This is a genomic window from Bordetella tumbae (assembly GCF_054780995.1).
Genome location: NZ_BAAGVG010000018.1, coordinates 923,943 through 936,414, shown reverse-complemented (window position 1 = coordinate 936,414; position 12,472 = coordinate 923,943). Strand labels below are relative to the sequence as shown.

The 12,472-nt window shown below is 59.4% G+C and carries 12 protein-coding genes; 2 read left to right on the top strand and 10 right to left on the bottom strand.

Annotated elements, in window-relative coordinates:
• Nucleotides 1-39: 39 nt before the first annotated feature.
• Together ACYVI2_RS19225 and ACYVI2_RS19220 are read right to left on the bottom strand one after the other, a co-directional pair.
• Nucleotides 40-1,389, bottom strand: coding sequence for an MmgE/PrpD family protein (locus ACYVI2_RS19225; RefSeq protein ID WP_415818536.1), 1,350 nt, complete (start codon nucleotides 1,387-1,389; stop codon nucleotides 40-42).
• Nucleotides 1,390-1,407: 18 nt separating this feature from the next.
• On the bottom strand, nucleotides 1,408-2,397 hold the full coding sequence (locus ACYVI2_RS19220) for a Bug family tripartite tricarboxylate transporter substrate binding protein (RefSeq protein WP_415818538.1): 990 nt from the start codon (nucleotides 2,395-2,397) through the stop codon (nucleotides 1,408-1,410).
• Nucleotides 2,398-2,569: 172 nt separating this feature from the next.
• Here ACYVI2_RS19220 and ACYVI2_RS19215 point away from each other — a divergent pair, with 172 nt between their 5' ends.
• Entirely contained in the window at nucleotides 2,570-3,502 is a 933-nt protein-coding gene (locus ACYVI2_RS19215; RefSeq protein WP_460490336.1) for a LysR substrate-binding domain-containing protein, read from the top strand.
• 46 nt (nucleotides 3,503-3,548) lie between these two features.
• Here the strand turns inward: ACYVI2_RS19215 and ACYVI2_RS19210 are convergent, their stop codons facing one another.
• The 3 genes from ACYVI2_RS19210 to ACYVI2_RS19200 all read right to left on the bottom strand — a co-directional run bounded on the left by ACYVI2_RS19210 (nucleotide 3,549) and on the right by ACYVI2_RS19200 (nucleotide 7,029).
• The gene (locus tag ACYVI2_RS19210) at nucleotides 3,549-4,949 is read right to left on the bottom strand and encodes an MmgE/PrpD family protein (protein ID WP_415818542.1); all 1,401 of its coding nucleotides are present in this window, start codon (nucleotides 4,947-4,949) and stop codon (nucleotides 3,549-3,551) included.
• Nucleotides 4,946-5,842 (bottom strand): alpha/beta fold hydrolase, encoded by an 897-nt coding sequence (locus ACYVI2_RS19205; protein WP_415818544.1) that lies wholly within the window; start codon nucleotides 5,840-5,842, stop codon nucleotides 4,946-4,948. The genes ACYVI2_RS19210 and ACYVI2_RS19205 overlap by 4 nt, the downstream gene beginning before the upstream one ends.
• Before the next feature lie 143 nt (nucleotides 5,843-5,985).
• The gene (locus ACYVI2_RS19200) at nucleotides 5,986-7,029 is read right to left on the bottom strand and encodes a DUF72 domain-containing protein (protein ID WP_415818546.1); all 1,044 of its coding nucleotides are present in this window, start codon (nucleotides 7,027-7,029) and stop codon (nucleotides 5,986-5,988) included.
• 210 nt (nucleotides 7,030-7,239) lie between these two features.
• Here ACYVI2_RS19200 and ACYVI2_RS19195 point away from each other — a divergent pair, with 210 nt between their 5' ends.
• Complete coding sequence (locus ACYVI2_RS19195; RefSeq protein WP_415818548.1) at nucleotides 7,240-8,343, top strand: branched-chain amino acid aminotransferase; 1,104 nt, start codon at nucleotides 7,240-7,242, stop codon at nucleotides 8,341-8,343.
• 39 nt (nucleotides 8,344-8,382) lie between these two features.
• Here ACYVI2_RS19195 and ACYVI2_RS19190 read toward each other — a convergent pair whose 3' ends face one another.
• The 5 genes from ACYVI2_RS19190 to ACYVI2_RS19170 are packed head-to-tail and all read right to left on the bottom strand — an operon-like array spanning nucleotide 8,383 to nucleotide 12,464.
• On the bottom strand, nucleotides 8,383-8,967 hold the full coding sequence (locus ACYVI2_RS19190; RefSeq protein WP_415818550.1) for a helix-turn-helix domain-containing protein: 585 nt from the start codon (nucleotides 8,965-8,967) through the stop codon (nucleotides 8,383-8,385).
• Nucleotides 8,968-8,979: 12 nt separating this feature from the next.
• Entirely contained in the window at nucleotides 8,980-10,272 is a 1,293-nt protein-coding gene (locus tag ACYVI2_RS19185) for an NAD(P)/FAD-dependent oxidoreductase (RefSeq protein WP_415818552.1), read from the bottom strand.
• An 11-nt stretch (nucleotides 10,273-10,283) separates the two neighbouring features.
• A complete protein-coding gene (locus ACYVI2_RS19180) occupies nucleotides 10,284-10,973 on the bottom strand; it encodes an amino acid ABC transporter permease (protein ID WP_415818554.1) in 690 nt (229 codons plus the stop codon).
• Between the two features lie 2 nt (nucleotides 10,974-10,975).
• Entirely contained in the window at nucleotides 10,976-11,668 is a 693-nt protein-coding gene (locus ACYVI2_RS19175) for an amino acid ABC transporter permease (protein ID WP_415818556.1), read from the bottom strand.
• A gap of 4 nt (nucleotides 11,669-11,672) precedes the next feature.
• A complete protein-coding gene (locus tag ACYVI2_RS19170; RefSeq protein ID WP_415818558.1) occupies nucleotides 11,673-12,464 on the bottom strand; it encodes an ABC transporter substrate-binding protein in 792 nt (263 codons plus the stop codon).
• Nucleotides 12,465-12,472 lie beyond the last annotated feature (8 nt).

The following is a 12,472-nucleotide window of genomic DNA, read 5'->3' as shown; positions in this document are numbered from 1 at the left end:
ATGCGTGGAGACGGATTCCTGATTCAGAAGGCGTTGACGTTACTCAATGCGCAGCGACCCTAAAATCCCTTGAATATCCAAAGGGCCGGGTTTCAGGAATCGATCGCAAATTGCCTCGGAGATTTCCGGGTCGCAATCCTGGTTTAAGAGCACCAAGGATTTCTCCCGGAGTTTTTCGTGCCGTGTTGTGTTCTCGGCGGATCCAGACGGATTGGATTGCATGATCCGGCGTGGCGTACCAGAACGATCAATGACCTCCACCCAACCACAGAACTCCTTTGGATAACGTTGATCCAGATCAGCGTCCCTGACTATCTCGATCGCATTGGCCAACTGAACGATGGCAGGATCCCGGCGTTGCGCTTCGCCGAAATCTTGCGGCAGCACCGAACCTCGCAGCAATGCAGTGGCGACGGCGTAACGTACGCTCATCTGAGCCTGCAGTTCGGAGCCGGGCTCGTATCGATAACCGCATTGGATGTCCACCAGGGTCGGCACACCCACCCGCACCACTCCACCTTGCAACCATTCGGACCGTAGCTCGAGGGCTGCATCGACGTGAGCATGAGCACTGCCGCAGCAACTGTAGGGTTTGAAATTGGTTTTGGCGGCGTGCCAGGTTTTACCTAGCTCATGCAACAGGCGAGTGGCATCCGAATGATCGGAAAACGCCTTCATCATGCCTCCGTCTTCTGCCTCGATGGCATAGGCCGGGCCGGTCAAACCGTTGCGAGCGAGCTCTGCAGATACCACACCGGCCCTGGCAGCCATGCCCGCATGCAGCCGTTTCGAGTCGGAGCCGTCCAGCGTAAAGGCAAATAGTCCACTGGATTGGGTAGCCGCCAATCCCAGCGCTGACTGGATCTCGCGTGGTCTCAATTGCAACAGGACGGACGCTGCCGCAGCCGCCCCCAGCGGGCCACATACCGGCGTCAGGTGCCAACCGCGCAAGCGTGTTTCGGCAGGCGATAACGCCAGCGACGTCCTTATCATCACCTCGTAGCCCACAGCCAGAGCCATGTCCAGCTGTGCGGGGTCAACGCGATAATGCTCTGCCACCGCGAACACAGTGGGAACAATGACCGCCCCTGGATGCACCTTGGCATTATGGAAATCGTCGAGCTCCAGCGCATGAGCTGCTGCGCCATTGACCAGGGCGGCATCGGACGGTCTGAGCCGTGTACCTTCCCCCCAAAGCGTCGCCCCGTGCTGCGAGTGATTGTCCTGGACAGCCCAGTTGCGAATCGCCTGGTACCAGGGAGTATGTGTCCCGCTGAGCCCCACACTGAAAGTGTCGAGAGCCAGATGACGCATTTCTCTAATGACTGCGTCAGGGATCTGGTCGCGGGATAAATCCGCCAACCACGTGGCCAAGCTGCCCGTTATCATGTAAGCGTCCCTTTTATTTCACTTGACCGCAATATCGGCTTCTTTCGCGAGCAGACTGATCTTGTCATGCTCGTCCTGCTGTACTTTTGCCAGATCCTGAGGCGAAGTCTTGGCGACCTCGAACATCATGGTGTCAAAGACCTTGGTCACTTCGGGCGCATGAGTCGCCTTGTTGATTTCGGCCGCGAGTTGGTTCGCGATGTTGGCCGGCAGGCCCGCGGGCCCCCATACGCCATACCATGAGGAAAAATCGAAGCCTTCCACGCCGCTTTCCGCCACGGTAGGCACGTTTGGCAGTTTGGACACTCGCGACGAGCTTGTCACCGCGAGGGCCTTGAGCTTTCCGGATGCGACGTAAGGATAAGCGCCAGGCATGGGCGAAGCCGCGGCCGAAACATGCCCAGCCGTCACATCGGTCAGCTGCGGCGCAGCACCGCGATACGGCACAATCTGCATGCCCAGTTTCAGGTCACGATTCAGCATCTCCTCCACGAGGTGGCTCGATGTTCCGTAACCCGACGTCGCCCACGTCAAAGAATCTTTTTTGGCGTGGGCCTGGGTTTGCAGTTCCTTCAGCGTGTTAAAGGGCGACTCCGCCCCTGTGACCACTAATAGCGGCACCGTGCCGAGCCGGGCGATTGGGGTGAAGTCTTTCAGCGCATCGTATTTGACTCGCGCATCCACCAACGGCAGATATACCTGGCTAGAGGCGTGCAACAACAGCGTGTAGCCATCGGGCTTGGCACGCGACACATATTCGGAGCCGATCATGCCGGACGCGCCGGGCTTGTTTTCTATCACGATCGGTTGTCCCAATTGCTTCTGCAATTGAGCGGTGACCAAGCGGGCCACGGTATCCACCGACCCGCCCGGGGTGTAAGGCACGACGACGGTAATTGGCCTGGAAGGATATTTGTCAGTTTCGCCGTGCGCCTGAGCCGCCATCAAGGAAGTCACCGTCACGGCGATCATTGCCCATATCCGTCGCGAGGTATGCAGATTCGTCATTCTTGTCTCCGTGTAAATAATCGGTGCGGCAGGTCGTTCAGCGACACCGTTTTTGTGTGTATTGACAATCTAGGCGCCATCCTCGAGCCCGTCCAATACCGTTTCGATACCCGAGTTATTTGCCGCGGATATAACGAACAACGCTATGATCCGCATACCATGCCGGGAGTGCATGGAGACGCTATCAAACGGGAAAACGGCCATGCATAGTCCAGAAATCAGGCATCTGCGCCACTTTGTGGCTGTCGCGGAAGAGCTGAGCTTCAGCAAAGCGGCGGTTCGACTCCATATGTCGCAGCCACCGCTATCGCAGCAGATCAAGGCACTGGAAGACGATCTGGGCGTCCAATTGCTTGAACGCAGCCGGCGCGAAGTCCGATTGACGGAGGCAGGCAAGATATTCCTGAACGAGAGCCGCAACATTCTCGCGAACCTGCGTAGCGCGGTCGGTGCCACGATCAGAGCGGCCGCAGTCGACGGCGGCAATATAAGAATCGGCTTCGTCACCTCGGCGCTATTACAGGTGCTGCCCATTGTGTTGGATCGGGTATCAAAAGACTTTCCCGACATCGAATTGAGCATCTACGACATGTCGTCACGCGACCAAGTCGACTCGCTTATGCAAGAACGGCTGGACATCGGAATCGTTCACTCTATTCCGGCCATTTCGACATTCAACAAACTGCCGATTTATTCTCAACCGTTTATCCTGGCCATTCCTGCCGGCCATGAACTCGAGCACGCTGAGAAAATCACTGCGGCGGAACTGGAAAAATACCGCATCATTGGTTTCTCGCGAGATCACTCACCATCTTTATATGATGCGCAATTGGCGTGCTGCCTCGCAAAAGGCTTTCGTCCCACCCTGGTGCACCAGGCAAGAACGCCATTCACGGTTTTTCAACTGATCCGCTCCGGGCTCGGTATCTCCATCGTTCCCAAGCCGTATTCGCGAATGCCGTTTCCTGGCATCGTCTTCAAGGATGTCGACAACAGCGCAGGTCATCTGCATCTGTATGCAATCTGGAGAGATGAGGTATCAACGGAGTTGGTCAGGAAAGTAATCCGCCAAGTGATGTACGAGCCATTCGCCGATCCCGAATAACGCCCCAAGAATTTCCGCTACGTGCAAGGCTCGTTGGCCCACTCGCCTAGGCCCGGGGTGCGCTCAAAATATCGAGCAGAGGCTGGATATCGTCCAACTGATCCAGGTTACGTGTCAGCTCGATCACGGTGTCGATATCCTCCGTCCGCAGGCAAGGCTGCACGATATTGCGAAACTTGTATTCGATCTCGGACGGGCTGAGCGGGCTTTCCGGGCTGCCGCGCCGATGCAGTATTTCGGTGGCAAATACCTCCCCGGAGGTCGACGTAATGGTCACCACCGCCGCGTGCCGGAATGCAGGCCCCATCGCGTCAATGCGGGGATCGACACGCGCTGTCATGCGGGCAATGAGCGCCAGGATGCGGGGGTCGGCCAAACGTTCCTGGCGATATTGCTCTACGAACGCCATGCCATCGTAGGCCATCACTGCCAGGCTATAAAACAGGTTCATTTGCGCGGCGGTGACTCCCTGCGCTTTGTATTCCCACGCGCAATGTACATGAGTCATGTGGCTGACGCCGACATCGATGCCAGCTATCGTATCCGGTCGCAGATCGTGGGCCTGCATCAGCTGTGCCAGCGCATCGAGCGCGGCATGGATGCTTGTGACGCTGGCATGTGGCTTGTAGCCGACTTTTTCGGTTTCCCACACAACGCCCAGGCCATCGGTCAATCGGCCAGGGTTGGGCTTGCCCGAGTAGGAGCTCAAGTAGCCTCCATAAGAAGCCTCCAGCACATCCGTGATACCGGTAAAGTCCTTGTCTGCCAGCAGTGCGGCATAAACCCCGCTCTGAGCCGCGCGTCCAGAATGGAATCGCTTGACCATTGCACCCTCTTGAGCCGCCATCAGTCCGCCTGCTTGGGACCCAGCGATCCCCAAGGTGTGCTGCATACGATGCGCATCGAGCCCCAGCATACGACCTGCCGTCGCAGCAGCGACGAAAACGCCGGATGTTCCCTGCGGATGAAAGCCTCGGAAAAATAGATCCATGGTTGCCGCGTTGCCCACACGCGTTCCGATCTCGTATCCAGCCACGATCGCAGTCATCAGATCCCGACCACGGCGCTTGCCGGTTTTTTCCGACAAGGCGATCGCAACAGGGACAGCAATAGAACCAGGATGAACGATCGACTCCTTATGAATATCGTCCAATTCGAATGCATGGCCCGCGGTGGCGTTGACCAGCACGGCGTCAGGAACGGAGACTTTCCGCCCGGCGCCAAACAAGGAGGCGACAGGAATGCTGCCCTGCTCCTCCACCATGGTTTGTACTTTTTGTGTCCAGGGCAAGGTCATCCCAAACAGGCAACAACCGATGCTGTCTAATATGCTGGTCTTGATTCTGCCGAGGACATTTTCGGGAATTTGGTTGAACGCCAGCCCGGCGGAAAAACTGGCGAGTTCCCGCGTGGCATTGTCCAACAAAGAAGGAGATGATTGAGTCATTCGGCGCGAGTATGGTTGGCAAGGCGTGGCTGTGTGGACAGGTACGCAAGTATTTCCTGTATGACGGCCTGCGGTTGCTCTGGCAGCAGTGCATGCGCAGCGTTCTTGATAGTCTTGTTCGTCACGCGTTCACCCAAATAATCCTTGAGCACATTCGCGAAACGCGCAGGAGAAATAACGTCGTACTCGGCCTGCAGATTCAATATCGGCGCTGTCCCGCCCGCAAAAAAATCATCCACCGGCGTTCTCTTTTGCGCGAGTGTCTGCATAGTCATCAGCGTCGTGTTCCACCCATTGAGCCAGGCGCTCGCGTCATTACCCGGTGCGAAAAAAACCTGTTTCAGGCTTTCCAGGCGTGCCGATTCAGGCAGCAGCATATTCCCGCAGACCTCGATCTGTGCCCGGGTCTCGTCGCTGATAGGGACGCCCTCGTAGCCTACGGGAACTTTGCCAGCGGAGCCCGCCAGCAGCAGCAATGCGCGAACCAAGTCGGGCCGGTCAGATGCGACCGTCCTGGCAATCCAGTTTCCATGAGCATGCCCGATGATGAACGCTGGCCCTCCCCCGTCGTGTTCAATGACGGCAGCGATATCCTCGGCCCAGTCATGCAAGGTCTTGCCTTCCAGGGGACCCGTGCTATGCCCGTTACCGCGCGGCTCGGGGCACAACACCCGATAGCCTGCCTGGCTCAACGGGTGGGCAATTTCGGCCAGGTCTTCTGCGCCGCGCCCGAGCGACGGCAACATCACGATCAGATCGCCGTCGCCATACGCGTAGACTTCCAACTCGACGCCATTCGCGCGCTTTATCCTATAGCGCGCCCTGCTCTGCTCAGCGGCGTGGACACCGTCGTTGTTGCCAACCGACGAGGAGGATTGAGAAACCGGCTGCATTGTTGCTCCTGCGCAATGTCGCAAATGACATTCCTGTCATGACCATGGAACATCACTCTAGAGACTAGACGCCAGGGTGGCTAATACAGAATTCGGCTAACAGTTATCCGATGTCGAAATAACAGATAAGACATGGTCATGCACTATGCCCCAATCGCCTGTGCAAGCATCTGGATGGACAGCGGCGCACAACCCTCGGCATCATTGCTGACGGTCACATAGGCAGGCTGGCCTGCGCCCGTGATACCGCGGATAGTGCGTACCAGCACAGACCGTGTATGGGGGTCTTCGCTGAGGATGGCGTTGAATGGATCGTGCTTCTTTTGCGCGTCGGCATAGCCATACGCGCCAAAGATCCGATTCAGGGTCCAACGGCAGACCAGCGGACCGGGCCATAGCGCACGCAGCATGGGCAGTTGCTCCTCGATCGGCGGCATCTTGCCGTGCAGGCCCAGGCAGAACGTCGCCCCATGCGCCTTGAGCGTGTCAACCAGCCCCTGACTCAGCAACTCCGGATCTCGGACCTCCACCGCAACGATCACAGCGCCATCTGCGGGCAGGGCCTGCCGGACTGCAGCCAGCATACCGTCCAGCCGCTCTAGCAGCGACGCGGGGTGGCCGAGCCAGTTCCAGGGCAAAGGACTGAGCTGAAAGACCAGAACGCCCAGCTTGGCGCGCAAGCCAGCGAGCGTCGGCTGCACAAAGTGCTCCACAGCCAGACGCGGATCGAGAAAATTCGGGTTGGCCTTGCGCGCCTTGCCGTCCTCGCTGCGTACCTGGGCATCGGTGATGCTGGCAGGGCACTTGACGACAAAACGGAAATCATCGTCGACCTGCCCTGCGTAAGCGGCGTATTGGCTTGTCGTCAACGGCCGCCAGAAAGTACGGTCCACGCACACCGTCCGCAGCAACGGATGCCGATGGTAGGCCTCGAGGCCGTTTTTCGATAGCGTGCTCGGAGCGTAGTCGCCATCCCACACCAGTCCATCCCAACCCGGATAGGACCAGGTAGAGACACCAAAACGCAACTGCGCCGGAAGCTGCTGCGCAAGGTCGCGCCAGCCCTCGGCGCTGGGCGCGGGCTGCACCTGGTTCGGGTTCAGGCTGATGAAAGAAACCGGATCCACCCGAGGCGCGGTGTCGGCCTCCGGCTGCGTAGCGGTATCTCCAAATAAATCGTCTTGCATGCTTGTGGTACTGGCATTGAAACAGGCTAAAGCGTACCGTATTGCCGCCTTGATGGCGGAAAGGAGTAATCTCATCCTGCAGGGCGATCCAGCCACTCCCGGCCCGTCGCCCGAAAGGATTACACTTGCTGACAACGGGCACGTGATCCCGGCCTGCGGCTTTACCTTTTGAATTCAAGCCGTTATTTCAGTGAACTAGCGAATATTCCCATGTCCAACACCGCCTCTTCTTCCGTTTCTTTCAATACGATACGTTCTACGACAGCGCGGACGGCCGCCGAACGCGACTCCGTCCTGGCCGATCCTGGGTTTGGGAAATATTTCACGGATCACATGGTCTCGATCGACTGGACCAAGGAAAAGGGTTGGCATGATGCCGAGGTACGGCCTTACGGTCCGTTGCAGCTGGATCCGGCGGCCTCGGTCCTGCATTATGCGCAGGAAATCTTCGAGGGCCTGAAAGTCTACCGCCATGCCGACGGCTCGGTCTGGACGTTCCGCCCCCAAGCCAATGCGGAACGCATGCAGCGCTCCGCGCGCCGTCTGGCCCTGCCGGAGCTGCCCACCGAGCTATTCATCGAGTCGCTCAAGCAGTTGCTGGCCGTCGACGCCCCCTGGGTGCCCTCCGCGCCGGAAACCAGCCTGTACCTGCGTCCGTTCATGATCGCCAACGAGAGCTTCCTGGGCGTTCGTTCGGCGCACCGTGCGGCCTACTATGTCATCGCCAGCCCGGCAGGCTCGTATTTTGCCGGCGGGGTCAAGCCTGTGTCGATCTGGCTGTCGACCGACTACGCGCGTGCGGCCAAGGGGGGTACGGGTGCTGCCAAATGCGGCGGCAACTACGCCGCCTCGCTGCTGCCTCAACAGGAAGCCTACGAAAACGGCTGCGCACAGGTCCTGTTCCTGGATCCGCTCGAGGGCAAATACCTCGAGGAATTGGGCGGGATGAACGTGTTCCTGGTCCAGAAGGACGGAACCTTGGTCACGCCCGAATTGTCCGGCAGCATTCTCGAGGGCGTGACCCGCGCCAGCATCATTCAATTGGCCCGTGACCGCGGCCATGAGGTGCAAGAGCGCAAGGTATCGGTGCAAGAATGGCGCGACGGCTTTGCGTCCGGTGAGATCGTGGAGGCTTTTGCCTGCGGTACCGCAGCGGTGGTGACGCCGATATCGGTGCTGAAAGGCGCCGATTTCACAGTGGGCGACGAGAACGCACCCGCAGGCAAGCTCACCATGGCCTTGCGCGAGGAATTGACGAACATTCAGTATGGCCGTACGGCTGACCGTCACGGCTGGATGATGCGTCTGGCGTAAAGGTTACTGCGAAGTAGGCCTTTCGAACTGACGGAAGGTTTACTCCTCACCGATGTCCGCGTGCGTAGACACCCACAGTACTAGCGCGTCTTTCTTGCTCAGACTGATCACCCGATGTCCCATGCGGCTGTCGATGTAGAAACTCTCGCCCGCTCGCAGACGGGCGGGCTCGTAAAACTCGGTGTAGAGCTGGACTTCGCCTTCCAGGACGTAGACAAACTCCTCGCCTCGATGGCGACTCCAGTCGTGGAACTCCTCAAACGAGCGAGCCTTCACTCGGGTATGAAACGGCATCATGCGCTTGTGCGACAGCGCGGTGCAGAGCAGACGGTGGTCGTAGTACGGCGTTTCGTACGGACGTCCTTCTCCTGCAAGGCTGAGGCTGCGGCGTCCGGTACCCATATGGGCGTCGGATGACGTGAACAGTTCGGCCACGTCCAGATCCAGACCCGCTGCGATCTTGATCAAGTTGTCATAGGTAGGCGACAGCAGGCCGTTCTCGATCTTGGACAACGTGGACGCGGACACGCCGGTAGCCGCCGCCGCCTGCTTCAAAGTCCACGTCCGCGCTCGACGCAAGGCTCTCAGCCGTTGTGCCAACACGCTCTGTTTGTCGTCTTCCATCTATACACCCTGTCATGCCCGCGACCGCCTCTCCCGCCACCAGTCGCGGACCTGGTACGACCAATAAGTCAATTGAACCGCCGCCCTGCCGACATTGCCCCCGGCCCACGCAAGCCCAAAGGGGGCAAACAACTTGTAGCGCTGAGTATCGCCTGTCATGCCCTCGGCGACGATTCGGCCGCCAATCGCGGTGGTATTCATGCCATGCCCGCCGAACGCCGTGCAGTACCAGACGTCCGGAGCCAACTGGCCAATCTGTGGCATCAGATGCCGGGCGTAGGCCATGCGTCCCGACCACGCCGTCTCGACCTTCACCCCCGTCAGCTGAGGATAAACGGAAAGTAATTCGCGACGCAGCGACTCTGCCAGATCCGGCGGATCATCCACACGGGTGGTGATTCTACTGCCCCAGCCGATGCGGCCGCCGTCGAGCACCCGGTAGTAGTTGCCGGCGCGGCGGTCGTCGCCGATGGCGGCATTGCTGCGGATGGCGTCCCGGACCCGATCGCCCAGAGGCTCAGTCAGCATGATGTAGGTGGCTATCGGCTGCATTGCCCGGCGCAACGTGGGCACGATTCCGCCCGTATAGCCGCCGGTGGCCAGCACCACGGAGCGAGCGTCGACCTGACCCTGCCCGGTGCTCACACGCTTGACTGCGCCGTCCAGTTCGACGTGCTTGACGGCAGTATCCTCGTGGATCCGCACACCCAGCCGCGCGCACTCGCGGGCCAGCGCGCGAGCGTAGTTCAACGGATGAAAGTGAAACGACGACGGATCCTCGATCCCCTGGTGATAGACGTCCGATAGCAGCCGCTCACGCACCTCGGCACGGGTCAGAAAGCGGACGTCTCGCCCGAAATCGCGCTGCTGGCCATCGCACCATTGCCGCAGCGCATCGGTCGCCTCATAGCGCACCACGCGTAAACGGCCGTCTACTTTGTGTGCATCGTCGATCGCCAAATCGCGGATATTGGCGCGGATAATTTCCACGCCTTCCATAGAAAGCCGGTAGAGCTGACGGTAGTGATCTTCGTCCACATGCCGGCGAATGGTGTCCGCGCCCGCGGCAAAAGCGGGTGACACCGATCCGCCGTTGCGGCCCGATGCGCCCCAGGCGATGCGCCGCCCTTCCAGCAAGGTCACGTCACGCCCGCGCCGTGCCAGCTCCAGCGCGGTGGACAGGCCAGCCAACCCTCCTCCTATCACGCAGACATCGGTGCTATCCGCCCCCGTCAACGGTGGATAGTAAGTGTCAGTGTCGGCTAGCGTACGGCGGTAATAAGTGTCAACGTACTCGGAGGTCATGATGCTCGGTCTCAGTGCAGGCTTGCGCCCTGCAGGCCGCCGGCCAGCCGCTTTTCAAGCCAGTTGGCCAGGCGCAGCAGCGGGTAGCAGTAGATGAAATAGATGGCCGCGATCATGCCGTAGATAAAGAGCGATTTGGACGGGAAAGTAATGATGAACACTTCACCCTGCCGCGTCAGTTCGGTGATGCCGACCACCGACAGAATGGCCGTGCTCTTGATCAACATGACGTAGACGCCGCTCATCGGTTGCACGATGAGACGCATGGCCTGCGGCAGAATGACCAGCCACAGGATTTGGAGAGGTTTGAGGCCGAGCGTCATCGCGCCCTCGGTCTGGCCACGCGGTACCGATTGGATAGCGCCCATGACGATCTCTGCCACATAGCAGGACGTGTAGACAGACAGCGACACGAACGCCGCTGTGGCGGAATCCCAATGCAGGAGTTCGATGCCGGTGCTGGGCAGCACAAAATAGAAGATGTACAGCTGCACCAGAAACGGCGTACCGCGCAAAAGGTGGATGTACAACCCCAGCAACTGATGCACGCCGCAGATGCGATAACTGCGGATCACGCCGATGACGAATCCCAGCAGCGAGCCGGCGATGATAGCCACGAAGGAAACCTTCAGCGTTTCCCAGAAGCCTTTCAACAGGAAGGGCAGCACGACGCCCGCGGCGGAAAGATAGGAGTCCAGCATGATCACCTCGCGTTCCAGGCAGGACCCGCTAGCCAGAGACTCACGCCCTTGGACAACAGCAGCATGCAACCGTAGATCAACAGATAGCCCGCCGCGATGGTCAAGAAACTCTCACTGGGTACGATACGGTCGCTGTTCATTTGCACGCCAGCGGCGACCAGTTCGAATACGGTGATCAATGACAGCAAGGACGTATCCTTGATCAGCACCGCGGTCTGGCCTAGCAGCGGTGGCAACGTATTGACGAAGGCCTGTGGCAGCACGACGTAGCGCAAACGCTGGCGGTAATTCATGCCGCAGGCCTTGGCACCGTCGATCTGACCGCGCGGCACAGATTCGATGCCCACGCGAATGATTTCGCTCATGTAGGCAGCGTGGTGCAGCGTCATTGCGATGATACCCAGCAGCATCTCGCTCCAGCCTTTGGCCCCTGGCACCAGGTATGGCACGGCATAGTAGACCAGGTAGATCTGCACCAGGAGCGGAGTCGAACGGATGAACTGCACATAAGCCGCTACGGGACGCCAAACAATGCCCCGTGACGACATATGGGCAAGTGCTATCGGAATGCCCGCCAACACCGACAACACGAGGCTCGCGCCCGCTGCAATGAGAGTGTTACCCAGGCCGGTCGCAAACTCGCCTGCGTACTGGCTGACGATGCGCCAGTTATAAAAATCGATCAGCCAGTCCATGAGCTCAGTGCTCTTTCTTCCATTCGGTGGAATACCAATACTTGACCAGTTCAGGCAGCGAGTTATCGGCAGTCTTCAGGGTCTGCCAGTTATCCAGCCAGAACTTCAGGCGCACGGCATTGGGGCCCACGGCAAAGGCCAGGGGCTCACGCACCATGACACCGTCCAGCACCCGCAGGGTGCCGAAGTCGGCGAGAAACTGGTTGGCGGTGGATAACGACATGATGCCCGCGTCCAACCGGCCGCTGGACAGGGCTTGCCCCACTGGAGCGCTACCGCCCGAAAACTCTTTCAGAGTGGCCTTGGGCAACATTTTCTTGCCTACCTCCGCATACGTGCTGGCCCCCAACGCGCCGACGGTCACGCCCTCCTTGTCGAGTTCACCATACGACTTATACGGCGAGTCCTTGGGGACGACTGCCACCGTGTCGGCGTAGAACATGGGCAGCGAGAACAGCACCTGGGCCGCGCGCTGCGGCGTGGGCGTCATGTCGGCAGCGACCATGTCGGCCTTGCCCGACAGCAGTGCGGGAATCAGGCCCTTCCACTCATAGTCCTGTAGTACCAGCTTTACGCCCAGGTCGTCGGCCATGCGCTTGGCCACTTCCACAGCCAGACCGGTGCGCTTGCCGGTTTTGTCCATGAAGCTCATGAGCGGGCCTGACGTCTGGACCGCCACCCGCAGCTCGCCGCGCTTGAGGATGTCCGCCAGTTCGTCGGCCTGTGCCGGCACGCTGACCGCCGCAGCTGCCAACGCGAAACCCGCCACGCCTAGCCATTGTTTAATTTTCAGCATGTCTAACC

Excerpts from the sequence above, each read along its gene's own strand:
- ACYVI2_RS19190 (WP_415818550.1), bottom strand. The coding sequence starts at position 8,967 with ATGGAAGACGACAAACAGAGCGTGTTGGCACAACGGCTGAGAGCCTTG.
- ACYVI2_RS19220 (WP_415818538.1), bottom strand. The coding sequence starts at position 2,397 with ATGACGAATCTGCATACCTCGCGACGGATATGGGCAATGATCGCCGTG.
- ACYVI2_RS19205 (WP_415818544.1), bottom strand. The coding sequence starts at position 5,842 with ATGCAGCCGGTTTCTCAATCCTCCTCGTCGGTTGGCAACAACGACGGT.
- ACYVI2_RS19225 (WP_415818536.1), bottom strand. The coding sequence starts at position 1,389 with ATGATAACGGGCAGCTTGGCCACGTGGTTGGCGGATTTATCCCGCGAC.
- ACYVI2_RS19175 (WP_415818556.1), bottom strand. The coding sequence starts at position 11,668 with ATGGACTGGCTGATCGATTTTTATAACTGGCGCATCGTCAGCCAGTAC.
- ACYVI2_RS19195 (WP_415818548.1), top strand. The coding sequence starts at position 7,240 with ATGTCCAACACCGCCTCTTCTTCCGTTTCTTTCAATACGATACGTTCT.
- ACYVI2_RS19210 (WP_415818542.1), bottom strand. The coding sequence starts at position 4,949 with ATGACTCAATCATCTCCTTCTTTGTTGGACAATGCCACGCGGGAACTC.
- ACYVI2_RS19215 (WP_460490336.1), top strand. The coding sequence starts at position 2,570 with ATGGAGACGCTATCAAACGGGAAAACGGCCATGCATAGTCCAGAAATC.
- ACYVI2_RS19200 (WP_415818546.1), bottom strand. The coding sequence starts at position 7,029 with ATGCAAGACGATTTATTTGGAGATACCGCTACGCAGCCGGAGGCCGAC.
- ACYVI2_RS19170 (WP_415818558.1), bottom strand. The coding sequence starts at position 12,464 with ATGCTGAAAATTAAACAATGGCTAGGCGTGGCGGGTTTCGCGTTGGCA.
- ACYVI2_RS19185 (WP_415818552.1), bottom strand. The coding sequence starts at position 10,272 with ATGACCTCCGAGTACGTTGACACTTATTACCGCCGTACGCTAGCCGAC.
- ACYVI2_RS19180 (WP_415818554.1), bottom strand. The coding sequence starts at position 10,973 with ATGCTGGACTCCTATCTTTCCGCCGCGGGCGTCGTGCTGCCCTTCCTG.